The organism is Streptomyces toyocaensis (assembly GCF_000725125.1).
Classification (GTDB): Bacteria; Actinomycetota; Actinomycetes; order Streptomycetales; family Streptomycetaceae; genus Streptomyces; species Streptomyces toyocaensis.
In genome coordinates this window covers 100,973-118,083 of record NZ_JFCB01000008.1, presented here as the reverse complement: position 1 = coordinate 118,083, position 17,111 = coordinate 100,973, and the positions used below count along the sequence as shown (strand labels likewise).

Annotated in this window: 17 protein-coding genes; 1 reads left to right on the top strand and 16 read right to left on the bottom strand. The window is 71.1% G+C overall.

All coding sequences use genetic code 11. From position 1 onward, the window contains the following. Nucleotides 1-30: 30 nt before the first annotated feature. The 16 genes from BU52_RS11810 to BU52_RS11735 all read right to left on the bottom strand — a co-directional run bounded on the left by BU52_RS11810 (nucleotide 31) and on the right by BU52_RS11735 (nucleotide 15,615). On the bottom strand, nucleotides 31-651 hold the full coding sequence (locus BU52_RS11810; RefSeq protein ID WP_037932377.1) for a GTP-binding protein: 621 nt from the start codon (nucleotides 649-651) through the stop codon (nucleotides 31-33). After that, nucleotides 632-1,045, bottom strand: coding sequence for a DUF742 domain-containing protein (locus tag BU52_RS11805; protein ID WP_037932375.1), 414 nt, complete (start codon nucleotides 1,043-1,045; stop codon nucleotides 632-634). The genes BU52_RS11810 and BU52_RS11805 overlap by 20 nt, the downstream gene beginning before the upstream one ends. Then, nucleotides 1,042-1,449, bottom strand: coding sequence for a roadblock/LC7 domain-containing protein (locus BU52_RS11800; protein ID WP_024885160.1), 408 nt, complete (start codon nucleotides 1,447-1,449; stop codon nucleotides 1,042-1,044). The genes BU52_RS11805 and BU52_RS11800 overlap by 4 nt, the downstream gene beginning before the upstream one ends. Continuing rightward, nucleotides 1,446-3,056 (bottom strand): sensor histidine kinase, encoded by a 1,611-nt coding sequence (locus tag BU52_RS11795; protein ID WP_200881182.1) that lies wholly within the window; start codon nucleotides 3,054-3,056, stop codon nucleotides 1,446-1,448. The genes BU52_RS11800 and BU52_RS11795 overlap by 4 nt, the downstream gene beginning before the upstream one ends. A gap of 379 nt (nucleotides 3,057-3,435) precedes the next feature. Then, entirely contained in the window at nucleotides 3,436-6,294 is a 2,859-nt protein-coding gene (locus tag BU52_RS11790) for a DEAD/DEAH box helicase (protein WP_037932370.1), read from the bottom strand. Nucleotides 6,295-6,334: 40 nt separating this feature from the next. Further along, nucleotides 6,335-7,225 carry a diacylglycerol kinase gene (locus BU52_RS11785; protein ID WP_037932369.1) on the bottom strand — a complete coding sequence of 297 codons (891 nt, stop codon included), beginning with the start codon at nucleotides 7,223-7,225 and terminating at the stop codon, nucleotides 6,335-6,337. Between the two features lie 31 nt (nucleotides 7,226-7,256). Then, nucleotides 7,257-8,126 carry a twin-arginine translocase subunit TatC gene (tatC, locus tag BU52_RS11780; RefSeq protein ID WP_051858118.1) on the bottom strand — a complete coding sequence of 290 codons (870 nt, stop codon included), beginning with the start codon at nucleotides 8,124-8,126 and terminating at the stop codon, nucleotides 7,257-7,259. Between the two features lie 92 nt (nucleotides 8,127-8,218). Next, nucleotides 8,219-8,500 (bottom strand): Sec-independent protein translocase subunit TatA, encoded by a 282-nt coding sequence (tatA, locus tag BU52_RS11775; protein WP_037932365.1) that lies wholly within the window; start codon nucleotides 8,498-8,500, stop codon nucleotides 8,219-8,221. A gap of 251 nt (nucleotides 8,501-8,751) precedes the next feature. Next, entirely contained in the window at nucleotides 8,752-8,946 is a 195-nt protein-coding gene (locus BU52_RS11770) for a hypothetical protein (protein WP_037932364.1), read from the bottom strand. 10 nt (nucleotides 8,947-8,956) lie between these two features. Further along, nucleotides 8,957-9,217: a hypothetical protein gene (locus BU52_RS11765; RefSeq protein ID WP_037932362.1), complete on the bottom strand. Its 261-nt coding sequence runs from the start codon at nucleotides 9,215-9,217 to the stop codon at nucleotides 8,957-8,959. Nucleotides 9,218-9,320: 103 nt separating this feature from the next. After that, nucleotides 9,321-10,316 carry a helix-turn-helix transcriptional regulator gene (locus tag BU52_RS11760; RefSeq protein ID WP_037932361.1) on the bottom strand — a complete coding sequence of 332 codons (996 nt, stop codon included), beginning with the start codon at nucleotides 10,314-10,316 and terminating at the stop codon, nucleotides 9,321-9,323. Nucleotides 10,317-10,334: 18 nt separating this feature from the next. Then, nucleotides 10,335-11,288: a helix-turn-helix transcriptional regulator gene (locus tag BU52_RS11755; protein WP_037932360.1), complete on the bottom strand. Its 954-nt coding sequence runs from the start codon at nucleotides 11,286-11,288 to the stop codon at nucleotides 10,335-10,337. Nucleotides 11,289-11,411: 123 nt separating this feature from the next. Beyond that, nucleotides 11,412-11,783, bottom strand: coding sequence for an FKBP-type peptidyl-prolyl cis-trans isomerase (locus tag BU52_RS11750; protein WP_030835713.1), 372 nt, complete (start codon nucleotides 11,781-11,783; stop codon nucleotides 11,412-11,414). Nucleotides 11,784-11,844: 61 nt separating this feature from the next. Further along, on the bottom strand, nucleotides 11,845-12,846 hold the full coding sequence (locus BU52_RS11745; RefSeq protein ID WP_037932359.1) for an FKBP-type peptidyl-prolyl cis-trans isomerase: 1,002 nt from the start codon (nucleotides 12,844-12,846) through the stop codon (nucleotides 11,845-11,847). A gap of 138 nt (nucleotides 12,847-12,984) precedes the next feature. After that, entirely contained in the window at nucleotides 12,985-14,346 is a 1,362-nt protein-coding gene (gene pafA, locus BU52_RS11740; protein ID WP_037932358.1) for a Pup--protein ligase, read from the bottom strand. 9 nt (nucleotides 14,347-14,355) lie between these two features. Beyond that, the gene (locus BU52_RS11735; protein WP_037932356.1) at nucleotides 14,356-15,615 is read right to left on the bottom strand and encodes an MFS transporter; all 1,260 of its coding nucleotides are present in this window, start codon (nucleotides 15,613-15,615) and stop codon (nucleotides 14,356-14,358) included. 94 nt (nucleotides 15,616-15,709) lie between these two features. Between BU52_RS11735 and BU52_RS11730 the strand changes: the two genes are divergently transcribed. Beyond that, on the top strand, nucleotides 15,710-16,726 hold the full coding sequence (locus BU52_RS11730; protein WP_037932354.1) for a LacI family DNA-binding transcriptional regulator: 1,017 nt from the start codon (nucleotides 15,710-15,712) through the stop codon (nucleotides 16,724-16,726). The last annotated feature ends 385 nt before the right edge of the window (nucleotides 16,727-17,111 follow it).

The following is a 17,111-nucleotide window of genomic DNA, read 5'->3' as shown; positions in this document are numbered from 1 at the left end:
CAGGAGAAGGGAGAGGACGGATCCCGGGAGTCAGGTGAGTGAGCCCGTCATGGCGAGGGAGTGCAGGAACCGCGTCAGGGTCATCAGGACGTCCCGGCTGGAGGCGCGGCGCCGCACGTCGCACTCCATGATGGGGATCCGCTCCGACAGGTCGAGGGCGGACCGCAGGTCGGCGATGGGATAACGCGGGGCGTCCGGGAAGGAGTTGACGGCGACCACGAACGGCACGCCGCGTTCCTCGAGCCGTCCCATGACGTCGAAGCTGACTTCGAGGCGGCGGGTGTCGACGAGCACGACCGCGCCGAGCGCCCCCTCGAACAGTCCGTTCCACAGGAACCAGAAGCGCTCCTGGCCCGGGGTGCCGAACAGGTACAGCACCAGTTGGTCCGTGATCTTGATGCGGCCGAAGTCCATGGCGACGGTGGTGGCCGTCTTGGACGGGGAACCGAAGTTGTCGTCGACCCCGATGCCGGCCTGCGTCATGGTCTCCTCGGTGGTCAGCGGTTTGATCTCGCTGACCGAGCCGACCATGGTCGTCTTGCCGACGCCGAACCCGCCGACGACGACGATCTTCACCGCGGCCCGGGCCGTGTGCGGCAACTGATCCTCGGCCCGGGGTCCCGGGATGGTCTCAGAGCCTTTGAAGTCCATGCATCACCGCTTCGAGAAGGGAACGGTCGGGGAGCGCCTTGCGGACGACCGGCGAGCGCGCCTGGACCAGTTCCGCCGTCAGCAGCTCGGTGAGCAGCACGGTCACCACGCTGAACGGCAGGCTGAGGTAGGCCGACAGTTCGGCCACGGACAGGGGGGCGACGCAGAGCCTGAGCAGCGCCGCCTGCTCGGGGGTGGCCGCGGGCGGGGGGTCCGGGGAGCGGGCCACGATCAGCGTCACGAGATCGATGTCCGCCCGTTCGCCGTCGCGGCCGGCGACGACGTACAGCCGCTCGGGATTGCCGCCCCGGCCCTCCCTGTCACCGGCCGGTCCGGCCGGTCGCGGAGCAGGCCCGGCCTGGGGGGAGCGCCTCTGGCGTTGCGGAGGAGTCATACGGTCTGCCCGTTCCGTCGCGGCGGACTGGTCAGATGGGCGCCGATGCGGACGACGAGGTCGCGCATCATGCCGCCCATGCGGCCGGGTTCGCAGGTCATGTCCGAGAGCACCGCGAGATAGGCGTTGGCGCCGGCCGCCATCAGATAGAAGTAGCCCTCGTCGATCTCGATGAGCACCATCTTCATCTCGCCGTCTCCGTGCGGGAGTTCCTGGGCGACGGCCCCGGCGAGGCTCTGGACGCCCGCGCAGGCCGCGGCGACCCGGTCGGCGGCGTCCGGCTCGCCTCCGTAGCGCGCGATGCGCAGACCGTCGGCGGACAGCACCACGATCATCTCGACGCCGGGTACACCGTCGGCGAGCTCCTTGAGCATCCAGTCGAAGTTGGCTCGCTGCTGGATCACGTGAGGTCCCCCTCGTCCTCGGCCTCGGTGCGGGCCGGTTCGTTGATGAGATGCAGGTAGGCGGTCGGGTTCCGGGTGAAGTCGGTGGGGTGGACCCCCGGGTCGAGGTCCTTCTTCAGGCCCTCCCAGAAGGCGTCGACCCACAGCCCGGGTTCGCGGTCGTTCTGCTTCTTCTTCACGGGCTCCGGCGCGGCCCAGATGTCGTGGTACTCCTCGCCGCGTTCCCTGGCCCCGCGCTCGGCCCGTTCGGCGGCCGCCTGCTCGGCGTACCGCTGGGCCAGCGGGGTCTTCACCCGGCTCCGGCGCTGCGGCAGGCCGCCGGCGGTCCACTCGGTGACCTCGGGGACGTCGTCCTCCACGGCCACCGCGTCAGGAACGCGGGGGCTGGTGGGGCGGCGCTTCTTGGGTGTGCGCTCGGGGCCGGGGAGGGCGTCGACCGGGCGGGGCACGGCGGTCGCCCCGATGCCGTGGGCGAGGCCCACACCGGGCTGGTCGGTGATCATCTCGCTCGGTACGACGAGGACGGCCCGGACGCCTCCGTAGGCGGAGGCGCGCAGCGAGACCTTCATGTCGAAAGCGGTGCACAGCCGCCCGACGACGGCCAGTCCGAGACGCGGGTTGGCCCCGATCTCCTGGAGGTCGACGCCCCGCTGGGCCTGCTCGAGAATGCCCTCGATGCGTGCCCGGGCCTGCTCGTCGAGGCTGACGCCGGCGTCCTCGATCTCGATGGCGACGCCGGTCTGCACCTCCGTGGCGGTGACGCTCACCTTGCTGGTCGGCGGGGAGTAGCGGGTGGCGTTGTCGAGGAGTTCGGCGGCGGCGTGGATGACCGGCTCGACGTGGATGCCCTTGATGTTGATCTTGGCGATCGCCTTCAGGTCGATGCGGCGGTACTCGAGGATGCGGGACATGGCGCCGCGCAGCACGCTGTAGAGCGCGACCGGCTGGGGCCACTGGCGTCCCGGACGGCCACCGCCGAGGACCGAGATGGAGTCGGCGAGGCGGCCGATCAGCGCGGTGCCGTGGTCGATGCGGAGCAGGTCGTCGAAGACCTCGGGGTTGCGGCCGTGGTCCTCCTCCATCTCCCGCAGTTCCTTGGCCTGCTGGTGGACGATCGCCTGGACGCGGCGGGCGATGCTGACGAAGGAACGCTGGGAGGAGTCGCGCAGGTTCTCCTCGTCGTCGATGATCTTCAGCATCGTCCTGAGCAGGCTGATCTGGTACGCCGGCAGGTCCCCCCAGGCCGGGTCGAGCCGGGGCAGGGCGCGGATCACCTCGTCGGGGTCGTTGCCGGCGTGCAGGTGATCCAGGGCCGCGGGAACGACCTGTTGGGTGAAGTACTGCGTCTCCGTGTCGTGGGCGGCGATCCGGGCCTCCAGATACGCACGGTGACGCCCGTACCCGGCTGCTGTCTCCCGCAGTACGCGGCCGCGGCGCACCGCCTCGGCCGCGGCCGCGGTCACGAACAGGGTCGCGACGGCACCGCACACACCGACGGCGGTCCTGGCGGGCTCCGTCACCAGCGCGACGGCGGCTCCGGTCGCCGCGGCCATCACTATGGACGGCAGCAACAGCACGCGTGCATGAGGAAGGTGGACACTCGCCATGTGAGCCCTTAAGCGAATCGACTGACGGTCGGGGAACGTGCACATAGGGGAACAAGCGCACGAATTCATCCCAACTCGGTGCGCTGCGGGCGAGCCTAGTCCGACGGGATCATCGCTATGTCATATTCAGCAAGTGCCGGAAATGACCTCTGGGGCAGGAGTACGCTCGGGTCATTTGCACGGTGCGCTTCCGATCGAACACATTCCGTCACGACGTACGGGCGTGCGAGAACCACTCACCGTCATGGGCGGGGAACAGCCCGTGGGATCCTGCCCACGGGACCCGCCGGTGATGCGGCCGGGCGAGGGCGCACGGAACGCACGAGCCCGGCGCGCGGAGGGCGCACCGGTCTCGGCGTGGTGCCGGGACGGGGCGGGGTCAGCCCACGGAGGAGTAGGCGACCACGCCGCGCAACAGCCCGTCGACCGCCTTGCGGGCGTTCCTGGCGACGGTCGAGCCCTCGACGGCCGGTGCCGCCGCGGAGATCTGGCCGAGCACGTCGATGACCTGCTTGCACCAGCGCACGAAGTCACCGGCCGGCATCTCCGCCTCGCGCAGCACCTCGTCCAGGCCCTTGCCCGAGGCCCACATGTAGGCGGCCCAGGCGAAGCCGAGATCGGGCTCGCGCTGGCCCACGCCCTCCGTCTGGCTGATCCGGAAGTCCTCCTCCAGGGCGTCCAGCCGGCCCCAGATGCGGACCATCTCGCCCAGTGCCGCCTTGGCCCTGCCCGAGGGCAGCTTGGGGACCATGGCGTCGTCGGAGAGCCGCGCCTCGTAGACCAGCGCCGAGACGCACGCGGCGAGTTCGGCGGGGGCGAGCCCCTCCCAGACGCCCTCGCGCAGGCATTCACTCGCCAGCAGATCGAGTTCGCCGTACAGCCGGGCCAGCCGCTTGCCGTGCTCGGTGACCTCGTCGCCGCGCAGATAGTCCATCTCGGTCAGCAGCGCCACGATCCGGTCGAAGGTGCGGGCGATGGTGTTCGTCCGGCCCTCGATCCGGCGCTCGAGCTGCGAGGTGTCGCGCAGCAGCCGGTGGTAGCGCTCGGCCCAGCGGGCGTGGTCCTCGCGGTCCTGGCAGCCGTGGCACGGGTGCGCCCTCAGCACCTTGCGCAGCCGCGCGATCTCCCGGTCGTCGGCCGCCTGGGCACGCTTCTTGCGGTGCCGCTCCGGCGTGATGTGCCCGGCCTTGGTGCGCAGCGCCGAGGCGAGGTCCCGACGGGACTGCGGGGAGCGCGGATTGAAGGACTTCGGGATCCGCATCCGCTCCAGCGCCTCCACCGGCACCGGGAAGTCGATCGACGCCAGCCGCTTGACCTGCCGCTCGGCGGTCAGCACCAGCGGGCGCGGACCGTCGTGGTACTCCACGCCGCGGTGCCCGTTGGAACGGCCCGCGGGCAGGCCGGGGTCCAGCACCAGCGCCAGCCCCGCGTACTTGCCGGTGGGGACGTGGATGACGTCACCGGGCTTGAGCTTCTCCAGTGCGACGGCGGCCTCCGCACGGCGCTGCACCGCGCCCTGCCGTGCCAGCTCGTTCTCCCGGTCCTTCAGCTCGCGGCGCAGCCGCGCGTACTCCTCGAAGTCGCCGAGGTGGCAGGTCATGGAGGCCTTGTAGCCTTCCAGACCCTCCTCGTTGCGCTGCACCTGCCGCGAGATGCCCACGACCGACTTGTCCGCCTGGAACTGCGCGAAGGACGTTTCGAGCAGTTCCCGCGAGCGGTGCCGGCCGAACTGTTCGACCAGGTTGACCGCCATGTTGTACGACGGCCTGAAGCTGGAGCGCAGCGGGTACGTGCGGGTGCCGGCCAGCCCCGCCAGGTGGTCGGGGTTCATGCCGCGCTGCCACAGCACGACCGCGTGGCCCTCGACGTCGATGCCGCGACGGCCGGCCCGGCCGGTCAGCTGCGTGTACTCGCCGGGGGTGATGTCGGCGTGCTGCTCTCCGTTCCACTTGACGAGCTTCTCCAGGACCACCGACCGGGCGGGCATGTTGATGCCGAGTGCGAGGGTCTCGGTCGCGAACACGGCCTTCACCAGCCCGCGGACGAACAGCTCCTCCACGACCTCCTTGAACGTCGGCAGCATGCCGGCGTGATGGGCCGCGATGCCGCGCTCCAGGCCCTCCAGCCACTCGTAGTAGCCGAGGACGTGCAGGTCCTCGGACGGGAGGGAGGCGGTGCGCTCCTCGACCAGCGCGCGGACCCGGGCCCGCGCCTCCTCGTCGTTGAGCCGGAGCCCCGCGTACAGGCACTGCTGGACGGCGGCCTCGCAGGCGGCGCGGCTGAAGATGAACGTGATGGCGGGCAGCAGGCCCTCGGAGTCGAGCCGCTCGATGACCTCCGGCCGGCTCGGCGTCCACACCCGCGAGCGCTGCCGGCGCTCCCGCTCCCGGTCCGCCTCCCGCATGGCGCCCCGTCCGCGTCTGCGGTCCGCGTAGGACGGGCGGCTGGCCTCCAGACGGGCCATGCGCATGAGATCAGGGTTGACGGCCTTCTTCTGGCCCTCCCCCTCCTCGAACAGGTCGTACATCCGGCGGCCGGCGAGCACGTGCTGGAACAGCGGCACGGGCCGGTGCTCGGAGACGATCACCTGGGTGTCGCCGCGGACCGTGTCCAGCCAGTCGCCGAACTCCTCCGCGTTCGACACCGTCGCCGACAGGGACACCAGGGTCACGGACTCGGGGAGGTGGATGATCACTTCCTCCCAGACGGCACCGCGGAAACGGTCGGAGAGGTAGTGCACCTCGTCCATCACCACGTAGCCGAGGCCGAGGAGGGTCTGCGACCCGGCATACAGCATGTTCCGCAGCACCTCGGTGGTCATCACGACCACCGGCGCGTCGGAGTTGACACTGTTGTCACCGGTGAGCAGGCCGACCTTCCCGGTGCCGTAGCGACGGCACAGATCGGCGTACTTCTGGTTCGACAGGGCCTTGATGGGTGTCGTGTAGAAGCACTTCTTGCCCTGCTGGAGGGCGAGGTGGACGGCGAACTCGCCCACGATCGTCTTGCCGGAGCCGGTGGGCGCCGCGACCAGCACACCCTTCCCCGCCTCGAGCGCCTGGCAGGCCTCGATCTGGAAGGGGTCGAGGCCGAAGTCGTACATCTCGCGGAAGGAGGCGAGCGCGGTGGCCTGCTCGGCAGCGCGCCTGCGTGCTGCCGCGTACCGCTCGGCCGGAGAGAGATCCTCTGTCATCGTGCTTTCGAGCGTACCGGGCCGCACCGACAACAGGACGATCATTATCCGTAACCGTCCCGGTGGGCGGCGGGGGCCGTCCGGATCAGGGGCCCACGACCCGCAGGGCCCCCGGCACGCATCGCGCGGTCAGCGGCAGCGGCCCCACGGGCTCCCCGTCCGCGTACCCGGTGACGTGCTCGGCGGCCAGCCCGACGCTCGCCGCGCGCAGCACGGTGACCGCGGGATGGCCGACGTGCGTCCCCCGGTACACCCGCGGGAACACCCGCAGCAGCGTGGCCCGGCTGCACTCGCCCACGACCGTCACGTCGAACAGCCCGTCGGTGAGATCCGCTCCGGGGCATATCCGCATACCGCCGCCGTACGACGGCCCGTTCCCGACGGCCACCAGCGTCGCCTCGACCTCGCGGACCTCCCCGCCGTCGAGGGTGATCCGGTACGGCAGGGGCCGGAAGGCGGCCAGTTCCGCGACCATCGCGAGGTCGTACTTGAAACGTCCGAGCGGCATCCGCATCCGGTTGCCGCGGTCGTTGACGCGGGAGTCGAACCCGGAGGCGAGCACGGCGCCGAACCAGCGGTCGCCGATCCGGCCCAGATCGATGTCGCGGACCCGGCCGCTCCTGAGGGCGTCGGCGATCATCCGGCCGGCCGCGGCCGGGTCCCGCAGGGGCATGCCGAGCGCGCGGGCGAAGTCGTTACCGGTTCCGGCGGCGACCAGGCCGAACGGGGTGCCCGTGCCGACGACCGCCTGCAGGGCCAGGTTCGCCATGCCGTCGCCCCCGACGGCGATCAGGGCGCCGGTGCCCTTCTCGATCGCGGCGCGTGCCCGGACCAGGGCGTCCCGGGGGTCGTCACCGAGCACGGTCCGCACCGAGAAGCCGGCGTCCCGCAGGGCCGAAGCGGCCGGCAGCGCCGCGCGGGCGCCCCGGCCGCCGCCCGCGGTGGGATTGACGAAGAGGGTGATCTCGCTGGTCACGGGAGTGACCCTATGAGCTGCGGGCCGGTCCTCAGGTCACGTCGTCATAACCGTTGACCCGGTCCTTGGCCGCCTGCTCGGGCAGGGCGGCCACCGGCTCCACCGGTTCGATCGACTCCGGTGTGAGGTCCAGTTCGGAGGCCTCGTCGTCGGCGGGCCCCGCGGCTTCCCTGCGGGCGCGCCGTTTGTCGTTGAGCAGCGAGAACGCCACGGCGACGAAGTAGAGGACGACGATGGGCCCGGACAGCGCGATCATTCCCACCGGGTCGGTCGTGGGCGTCGCGACGGCACCGAAGACGAAGACGCCCATGACGACACCGCGCCACCAGCCGGCCATGCGGCGGCCGGAGACGATGCCGACCAGGTTCAGCATGATGAGCAGCAGGGGCAGCTCGAAGGCCAGGCCGAAGACCAGCACCATGCGGATGGTGAAGTCGAGGACCTCGTCGAGCGAGAGGATGTTGGCCGATCCCCCGGGCGTCAGGCTGAGCAGCACCTTGATGCTGACGGGGAGGATGACGTACGACAGGTAGGCGCCGCCGACGAACAGCGGAACGGCGGCCGAGACGAAGCAGTACGTGTACTTCTTCTCGTGCTTGTGCAGCCCGGGGGCGACGAAGGCCCAGAGCTGGTAGAGCCACACAGGGCTGGAGACGATCAGGCCCGCCATGAGGCTCACCTTGATCGTCGTGGTGAACGGCGACGTCAGTGTGTTGAAGGAGACGATGGCGCAGTTGCCGCCGTCACTGTTCGCCAGGTCCTCGCATTTGGGCACCGGCTCCGCGAGGAACTGCATGAGCTGCTCGCTGTAGAACGCGGCAACGATCATCACCACGACGATCGCGACGACGGCCTTGGCGAGCCGGTTGCGCAGCTCACGCAGGTGTTCCACGAGGGGCATCCGCCCCTCGGGATCCCTCTCCTGCTTGCGGGCAGACTTGAGCAACCCACGTTCCCATCTCGTGCGGCGGGCCGGAGATCACCGGCCCTGCGTCAGCGCTTGGTCGTGTCCGTCGGCTCCGTGACCGGGCGGGAGCTGGTCACGTCGCCTGGGGCCGCCTGGATGGTGCGCTGCGCCGGGGGCTGCTCGCCGGGGGCCGGCGGGTCGGCAGGGGCGGAGGACTTGTTGTCGTCCTTCATCGCCTTCGCCTCGCTCTTGAGGATGCGCGCGGACTTGCCGAGCGACCGCGCCATGTCCGGGAGCTTCTTCGCACCGAACAGCAGGATGATGACGACGAGGATCAGAATGATCTCGGTAGGTCCGAGCCGTCCCATAAGTCTTTACCTTCTCACCGAGGCGGGTGGGTGGGTGGCTGTCCGACCGGTCGGACATGTGTCCGAACGACGGTGCTGGCAGCGATCGTAACGCCCAGGGGTGAACGTCCGGCAGCTCCTGTGCGTACTCCCGTCCGCGATCCGGGCCTCGTTCTCCGGGCCGCGATAGGCAGCGTACCTGCCGGGCCCCGCCGGGTGACAGCGCGCGCCCCCGCGGGCGGTCGCCCCGCGCAGGGGGCAGAGACCTGTTTTCAGAGCGCCTCGGCCGAACGCGCCGCGCCGGCCGCCGCGCTCTCCAGGTCCTCGGCGGCGCGGCCGATGCGGCGGGCCGACTCCGTGACCTGCCGGCCGAGCCGCTCCGCCTCGACGAAGACCCGGACGGCAAGCACCCCGAGCACCAGAAGACCCAGGAACCCCACGGCAACCGCGAACATCGGCCAGAACATGGGAGCGAGCCTAGACGGTCGAGTGCAGCCGCAGCGTCCGGACCCCGCCGCCGGTCAGCAGCTCGACGATCCGCTCCCCCGCCGGCTTGCGCACGGCGGCGCCGCACCCGGGACAGGTGAAGGAGTAGAAGGTGGTGCGACTGCTGGCCCCGATGGCCAGGCGCAGCGCGCCGGCGGAGAGCTCGAAGCGCTCCCGGCAGTCCGGGCAGCCCGCCCGGAACATCACCGGGGCCACGCTCCTCATCCCGGCGAACGCGGACGCCGCCGTCATGCCCCGCACTCCAGGGGTCGCCGACTCGCTCAAAGCCCTCGCTCCTGACTGTCGTCCTGCCTGTACCGCACCGGCCGCCGGTCCCCCGCCGTGTGCGGCGCGTTCATCCGGCCGCCTCGGCCCCGTGGTACGCCGCCAGCGCCTCGCGCGCCGCCTGCCGGGCGCTCTCGGACAGCTCGGACGGCTCGACGATGCGGCCGTCACGGCCGAGCCGCAGCGCCAGCCGTCTGAGTGAGGCGGGGTCGGGCGTGCGCAGGGTGATACGCAGCCCGCCGTCGGGAAGCTCATCCGCACTGTCGTGCGGGTAGTACTCGGCCACCCAGCGCCCGCCCGGCGCGACCTCGACCACCACTTCCGGGTCCTCGGCGGCGGGCTGCACCAGTGCCTCCGACAGGTCCCGCAGCTCCACCTCGGGCGGCGCGGACGGCTCGTCCAGAATCTTGATCTCGGCGACCCGGTCCAGCCGGAAGGTGCGGCGGGCCTCGGAGCGGCGGCACCAGGCCTCTACGTAGGTGTGGCCGACGCTGACCAGACGGATGGGGTCGATCTCGCGCTCGGTGACCTCGTCGCGCGCGGGCGAGTAGTAGCGGATCCACAGCCTGCGGCGCTCGGCGATGGCCCGGTCGACGTCCGCGAAGACCCCGCCCTCGGACTCGAAGGTCACCGACAGCCGGGCGCTGGCGCCCGCGGCCTCACCTGCGGCGGTCTCGACCTTGGCGGTGGCGCGCAGCAGCGCCTGCCGGTCGCTCTCACGCAGTCCGGGCAGGGTGGCCACGGCACGGGCGGCGACCAGCAGGGCGGTGGCCTCGTCGGCGGCCAGCCGCAGCGGCTCGGCGGCCTCCGCGCCGAGGGCCGCCGGGTTGTGCCACCAGATGCGCTCACCGTCGGTGTCGATGTCCAGCAGGTCACCGCCGCGGAAGCTGGTGCCGCACATGGGCAGCACATCGAGGTCGGAGACCAGCTCGTCCTCGGTGATGCCGAAGGCGCGCGCCACGTCCTCGATCCGGGCTCCGGGGCGCTCGCGCAGATACGTCACCAGCGAGAGCATCCGCCGGGTCTGGTCGATGGCGTTGACGGGCCTGACCGGTTTGCCTGCCACGTTCTTGTCCGCTCCCCCTCAGCCCTTGGCCACGGCACGCAGCCGGTCCACCACGTCGGCCCGCAGCTCGGCGGGCTCCAGGACCACCACGTCGGGTCCGAACTCCACCAGCCAGGCATCCAGGCCGTGTCCGTACGGAATCTCCAACTCGTCCCAGCCGTCCCCGAGTTCCCGTACCGCGGTGGCCTTCGCCCGGAGCGGGTATCCGGCGTCGGAGCGCAGCCGGATCCGCGCCGAGCGGTCGGCGGTCTCCCCGGCCCAGCTCGCCACGGTCTCCCGCACCGTGACGACGTCCGGCACCGGGACGGTGAACCGGCCGCCGCGCGAACGCACCTTGCCGGTGATCCGGGAGAGCCGGAAGACCCGCTCGGCACCCCGGTCACGGTCCCAGCCGGCCAGGTACCAGTGGCCGCGCCAGCACTCCAGCGCCCACGGTTCGACGTGCCGGGACTCGGGCTGGGCAGCGTTCGCCTTGCGGTAGTCGAAGACGACCGGCCGGCGGTCGCGACAGGCCAGCATCAGCGGCTCGAACGCCGCCTCGTGCACGGGGATGCGCGGTTCGAGCGCACCATGGGCGCCGTACGGGTCGACGTCCTCCGGGAGACCCGCCGCGCGCAGCTTCTGCAGGGCACCGCTGGCCGCTCCGGCCAGCCGGGCCTGCTGCCACACCTTGGCGGCGAGCCCGAGGGCGGCGGCCTCCTCGGCGTCGAGGGTGATGGGCGGCAGCCGGTTGCTGTCGCGGCGGGCGAGGTAGCCGGTGTCGCCGTCGAGGTTCTCGACGGTTTCGATCACCAGTCCGAGTTCGCGCAGATCGTCCTTGTCGCGCTCGAACATGCGGTTGAAGGAGTCGTCGGACCCGGCTTCCAGATAGGCCTCGATGGACTCGCGCAGCTCGCGCTTGCTGAGCGGCCGCCGGGTCCCGAGCAGACACAGCGCCAGATTCATCAGCCGCTCGGCCTTGGCAATGGCCATCGACGCGCTTCGCCTCCCTATGGTGCTTACGAGCGATGACCGTACCGCCCCGGGGTGGCGCGGTAAAAGCCGAGGGCCCATGCCCGGACAGGCATGGGCCCCAGACGATCGACTCCGGTCGGATCAGACGCCGAGGAGGTCGACGACGAAGATCAGGGTCTCACCGGGCTTGATCGCCGGGGTGGGGCTCTGGTTGCCGTAGGCGAGGTGGGCCGGGATGGTCAGCTGACGGCGGCCGCCGACCTTCATGCCCTGCACGCCCTGGTCCCAGCCCTTGATGACCCGGCCGCCGCCCAGCGGGAAGCGGAAGGGGGTGCCGCGGTTCCAGCTGGCGTCGAACTCCTCGCCCGTGCTGAACGCCACGCCGACGTAGTGAACGGTGACGGTCTGACCCGCCTGCGCCACCTCGCCGTCGCCCTCCCAGATGTCCTTGATCTCGAGGTCCGCCGGGGGCTCGCCGCCCGGGAAGTCGATCTCGGGCTTGTCGATGCTCACGTCTAACGCTCCTGCTTGTCTGCGGAAAGGCGAACACGCACAGTCTTACATCCCCACGGCCTCACAGCTTCGCGAGGATGTCGACCGAGAAGACCAGCGTGGAGTCCTTCTTGATCTCGCTGCCCTGCGGCGGGTTGTCGCCGTAGCCCAGCTCCGGCGGGATGACGATGAGGACCCGGCTGCCGACCTTCTTGCCGGTGAGCCCCTGCGCCCAGCCCTTGACGACCTGCTGGAGCGAGAACGACGTCAGCTGCCCCCGGCCGTAGGTGGAGTCGAACTCCTTGCCGCCGTCCCACAGCACGCCCTTGTACTGCACGAGGACGCTGCTGTCGGCGCCGACCTCCTCGCCGTCGCCCTCGATGACGTAGCTCGACACGAGCTTCTTGGGGGCGTCCGTCTCGGGCACCTCGATGGAGGGCGCCTTGCCGTCGGTGTTGGTGCCGACCTTGGGCAGGTCCTTGTTGTCCTGGGCCACCTCGGAGCCCTTGGCTGAGCTCTTGGCGTTGAACGTGTCCTGCACGTCGACCACGAACACCAGCGTGTCGGTGCCCTTGATCCCCGCCTGCTCGTTGCCCTGCTCGCCGTACCCCCACTTCGGCGGTACGGCCATCTGGACGCGGCTGCCGGTCTTCTTGCCGGTGAGCGCGTACCGCCAGCCGTCGATGATGGTGCCCTGGGCGAGCTGGATGGCCAGCGGGGTCTTGCGGTCGTAGGAGTTGTCGAACACCTTGGCGGTGCTCCACACCTGCCCCAGGTAGTTGGCCACGACGAAGTCGTTCTCGGCGACCGTCTTGCCGCCGCCCGCGATGACGGTCTTGACCGCGAGGTCCTTGGAGGGCTCGCCGGTGCCCTTGGCGACCGTCGGCTTCTCACCGAACTTCGTGCCCGCCGTGATCGCCGGCAGCGGACCGTCGACGATCTTCGGCGGCGGCGCGGCGGACGTCTCGGGCGCCGAGGGCGACGCGCTGTCGCCGACGCTGCCCGAGTCGGACTTGTCGTCGCCGCACGCGGCGAGGGTGGCCAGTCCAGCGGGAACGGCAATGAGAAGTGAGCGTCGGCGCACGGTGGGGGCCTCGTAATCATCGATCTTGTGGATGGCGTCCGCGCAACTCTACGGCGTGAGAAGGGCGCCGCACGGTGTAACGTACGGCGCCCGTGTGACGTTCCGGGAATTTTGGGATCCCCCGACAGAACGTGTTTCTTACATTCCGGCGATCAGCTTCTCCACCCGCTCGTCCACCGAGCGGAACGGGTCCTTGCACAACACGGTGCGCTGGGCCTGGTCGTTGAGCTTGAGGTGCACCCAGTCGACGGTGAAGTCGCGGCGCTGCTCCTGGGCCCGCCGGATGAAGTCGCCGCGCAGCCGGGCCCGAGTGGTCTGCGGCGGTACGGACTTGCCCTCGAAGATCTTCAAGTCGTTGCAGATCCGGGCGGCTTGTCCCTTCTTCTCCAGCAGGTAGTACAGGCCCCGCCGGCGGTGGATGTCGTGGTAGGCGAGGTCTATCTGCGCGACCCGGGGGTGCGACATGGTCATGTTGTGCTTGGCCCGGTACCGCTCGAGCAGCTTGTACTTCATGACCCAGTCGATCTCGGTGCCGATGCGGTCGAGGTCCTCGGACTCGATCGAGTCCAGCGTGCGGCCCCACAGCTCCAGTACCTGCTCGACGGTGCCGGTGCGGATGCCGCGGCGCTCGCAGAAGTCCAGCGCCTTCTCGTAGTACTCGCGCTGCACCTCCAGCGCGGAGGCCTCCCGGCCGCTGGCCAGGCGCACCTTCCTGCGCCCGGTGATGTCGTGGCTGACCTCGCGGATCGCCCGGATGGGGTTCTCCAGGGTGAGGTCGCGCATCACGGTGCCCGCCTCGATCATGCGCAGCACCAGGTCGGTGGCGCCGACCTTGAGCAGCATGGTCGTCTCGGACATGTTCGAGTCGCCCACGATGACGTGCAGCCGGCGGTAGCGCTCGGCGTCCGCGTGCGGCTCGTCCCGCGTGTTGATGATCGGCCGGGAGCGGGTCGTCGCGGAGGAGACGCCCTCCCAGATGTGCTCGGCCCGCTGGCTGACGCAGTACACGGCACCGCGCGGCGTCTGCAGCACCTTGCCCGCACCGCACAGCAACTGCCTCGTCACCAGGAACGGGATGAGGATGTCCGCCAGCCGGGAGAACTCCCCGTGCCGGGCGACGAGATAGTTCTCGTGGCACCCGTAGGAGTTGCCGGCGGAGTCGGTGTTGTTCTTGAAGAGGTAGACGTCGCCCGCGATTCCCTCCTCGTGCAGGCGTCGTTCGGCGTCCACCAGGAGTCCTTCGAGAATGCGCTCGCCGGCCTTGTCGTGGGTGACCAGCTCGGTCACGTTGTCACATTCCGGCGTTGCGTATTCCGGATGTGACCCCACGTCGAGATAGAGGCGGGCGCCGTTTCGCAGAAAGACGTTACTGCTCCGGCCCCATGACACGACACGGCGGAAGAGGTACCGCGCCACCTCGTCAGGCGACAGGCGGCGCTGTCCCCTGAACGTGCACGTGACGCCGTACTCGTTCTCCAGCCCGAAAATGCGGCGGTCCATGAGGGAACATTACGCCCGATCCCCCGAGCTGAAACGAGGTTCGACGGCACGGTTCGGATCATTTTCCGATCGGGCCGCGACCACGGCCCTCCCGGCGGGAGCTGCCAATACCCGTCCGGTGGCGATCAAAACCACCAGCGACACGCCGCCCGCGGCGCCCGGCACGGCGAACCCCCACAGCGCCCCGCCCGCCTCGACCACCACACCGGTGACACCCGTTCCGACCGACGCGCCCACCGTGAAGGTCGTCACCAGCCAGGAGAAGGCCTCCGTGACGGTCCCGCGCGGCGCGTGCCGGTCGACGAGCACGAACGCACAGGCGATCGCCGGCGCCAGGAAGAACCCGGAGACCACGGTGAGCAACGTCATGGCCACGGGGCCGGGCATCAGCATCAGCGGCAGGTAGCACACCGCCAGCAGGGCCACGAGCACCTGGAGCCGCCGCGCGGGCTCACCGGCCCACTGCCGGGCCCCGTACGCCACACCGCCGACCAGGGCGCCCAGCCCGATCCCCGCCATCAGCCAGCCGTACACGTGGTCACCGCCGTGCGCGTCCGCGTACGTCATGGCCGCCACGGTGATCGACCCGAGCGCCATCCCCACGGCCAGGAAGGCGCCCAGCAGCGCGAGCAGCCCCGGTGAGCGCAGGGCCCCCAGCCAGTGCGCCTCGCGCGGCGCCGACCGCCACGCGCGTGAGGGCCGCGACACCACCACGGAGAGCGCGCCCAGCACCCCGATGACGTTCAGCACGAGCAGTGCCGCCTGGGCCGACCACAACGAGGCACACACGGTCACCAGCAGCGGTCCGACGGTGAACATCACCTCCTGCGCCACGGCGTCCATGGCGTACGCCCGGTGCACGTGGTCCTCTTTCGGCAGCACCGAGGACCACAGTGCCCGCAGCCCGCCCTCGAGCGGCGGAGTGAAGAGGCCCGCAGCGGCGACCGCGCCGTAGGCGAGCGCCAGGGGCCCGATGCCCACGAAGGCGAAGACGGCCATCGCCAGCGCCGACAGCACGGCGGCGGGCAGCTGTACCCGCGGCTGCCCCCGCAGGTCCACCAGCCGCCCCAGGACGGGCTGCCCGACGGCGTTGGCGACGCCGTACACCGCGGCCAGGGCTCCGGCCAGGCTGTACGTACCGCCCTCCGCGCGCACGAACAGCACGATCGCGATGGCCGCGGTCGCGTTGGGCAGCCGCCCGACCAGCGTGCCGACGAGCAGCCGGGTGGCGTGCCGCGCCCGGAGTATCTCCAGGTATCCCGTGGCCATTCCGGCTCCTCCACTGGAAGTTTTACGTATAACTAAGTCGTCCATACGTACCATGGCCGCTGTTCACCAGTCCAGACGAAGGAGCGGCCCGCCGATGCCCGGAGCCGGTACCCGCCCCACGAGCAGGGACGTCGCCCAGGTCGCCGGCGTCTCCCAGGCCGCGGTCTCCCTGGTCCTCGGCGACAAGTGGCGCGGCCGGGTCTCCGAGGCCACGGCGGAGCGCGTGCGCGAGGCCGCGCGCACCCTGGACTACCGGCCCAACCTCGCCGCCCGCAACCTCCGCCTGGGCCGTACCCGCACGGTCCTCCTGGTCGTCCCCGCCCTCACCACGGAGTTCTTCGCGGGCGTCTACACCGGTGCCGCCCGGGTGGCCTCCCAGCACGGCTTCGGCGTGGTCCTCTACCCCTCCCCGGAGGGCATCGGCCCCGCTCGCGACCCCTTCGCCTCCGCCCAGGCGGCCCTGGACGGCGTGATCGCCTCCTCGATGGCGGCGGAGGCCCTGACCGCGATCCGCGGCGACCAGCTGCCGCTGGTGATGCTGGACAGCGACCCCGAGGGGAGTGTGGGCGCGGCCACGGTCAACCTGGACATCGCCGACGGGGTCCGGCAGGTCACGGACCACCTGCTCGGCCTGGGGCACCGCCGCTTCCTGCACCTGGCGGCGGACGTGCCGTCCTGGACCTTCGAGGCGCGCGCGCGGGAGCTGGCGGGGCGGCTGCGGGCGGCTTCGGGGACGTCGTTGCGCACGGCGCGGGCGCCGATCTCCATCAGGGGTGCGGAGGCCTCGGCCCAGGCCGCGCTCACCGGGGAGCGGGACCGGCCCACCGCGGTGGTCTGTGACGACGACCAGCTGGCGGCGGGCGTGTACAAGGCGGCGCGGCGGCTGGGACTGCGGGTGCCGGAGGACCTGTCCGTCACCGGGCTGGACGATCTGGCCCTGGCGACGGCGATCGATCCGGAGCTGACGACGGTGCGGCTGGACGCGGAGCTGTTCGGGGAGCGGGGGATGCGGGCGTTGCTGGCGGTGCTGGAGGGACGCGATCCCTCGGAGGGCGACATCCCGGTCGACCTGGTGGTGCGGGGGTCGACGGCACGGGTGCCGGCCGGCTGACGTGCGCGGGTGGCGCCGGCCGGGGAGTGTACGCGCCGGGCGCCCACAGGAACCCGGCGCCGGTACGGACCGGAGGAAGATGGCGCAGCCCGGCGCCGCCGGTGCCGTCGCGCCCACCCTCCCCTCTCTCGGCTTCGCCCGAGCCGGGGGGGGACGCCCATGAGCGGGAGGTACCGTCATCGCCCCTGGGGGTACCTCGCAGGCCCACAACGAACTGAGGGAGGCACGACTGCCCGCGGGAACGGCGAGCGCGGCGGATGGCCCGCAGCCATGACAGGTGCGGCGCGATGGCCCGCTGTCACGGCGGGCGCGGCGCGATGGCCCGCAGCCATGACGGGTGCGGCGCGATGGCCCGCTGTCACGGCGGGCGCGGCGCGATGGCCCG

What these genes read in the sequence shown, in the direction of transcription:
- BU52_RS11730 (WP_037932354.1), top strand. Translation starts at nt 15,710, where the DNA reads ATGCCCGGAGCCGGTACCCGCCCCACGAGCAGGGACGTCGCCCAGGTC.
- BU52_RS11735 (WP_037932356.1), bottom strand. Translation starts at nt 15,615, where the DNA reads ATGGCCACGGGATACCTGGAGATACTCCGGGCGCGGCACGCCACCCGG.
- BU52_RS11765 (WP_037932362.1), bottom strand. Translation starts at nt 9,217, where the DNA reads ATGACGGCGGCGTCCGCGTTCGCCGGGATGAGGAGCGTGGCCCCGGTG.
- BU52_RS11810 (WP_037932377.1), bottom strand. Translation starts at nt 651, where the DNA reads ATGGACTTCAAAGGCTCTGAGACCATCCCGGGACCCCGGGCCGAGGAT.
- BU52_RS11770 (WP_037932364.1), bottom strand. Translation starts at nt 8,946, where the DNA reads ATGTTCTGGCCGATGTTCGCGGTTGCCGTGGGGTTCCTGGGTCTTCTG.
- tatA (WP_037932365.1), bottom strand. Translation starts at nt 8,500, where the DNA reads ATGGGACGGCTCGGACCTACCGAGATCATTCTGATCCTCGTCGTCATC.
- tatC (WP_051858118.1), bottom strand. Translation starts at nt 8,126, where the DNA reads ATGCCCCTCGTGGAACACCTGCGTGAGCTGCGCAACCGGCTCGCCAAG.
- BU52_RS11805 (WP_037932375.1), bottom strand. Translation starts at nt 1,045, where the DNA reads ATGACTCCTCCGCAACGCCAGAGGCGCTCCCCCCAGGCCGGGCCTGCT.
- BU52_RS11790 (WP_037932370.1), bottom strand. Translation starts at nt 6,294, where the DNA reads ATGATCGTCCTGTTGTCGGTGCGGCCCGGTACGCTCGAAAGCACGATG.
- pafA (WP_037932358.1), bottom strand. Translation starts at nt 14,346, where the DNA reads ATGGACCGCCGCATTTTCGGGCTGGAGAACGAGTACGGCGTCACGTGC.
- BU52_RS11795 (WP_200881182.1), bottom strand. Translation starts at nt 3,056, where the DNA reads ATGGCGAGTGTCCACCTTCCTCATGCACGCGTGCTGTTGCTGCCGTCC.
- BU52_RS11755 (WP_037932360.1), bottom strand. Translation starts at nt 11,288, where the DNA reads ATGGCCATTGCCAAGGCCGAGCGGCTGATGAATCTGGCGCTGTGTCTG.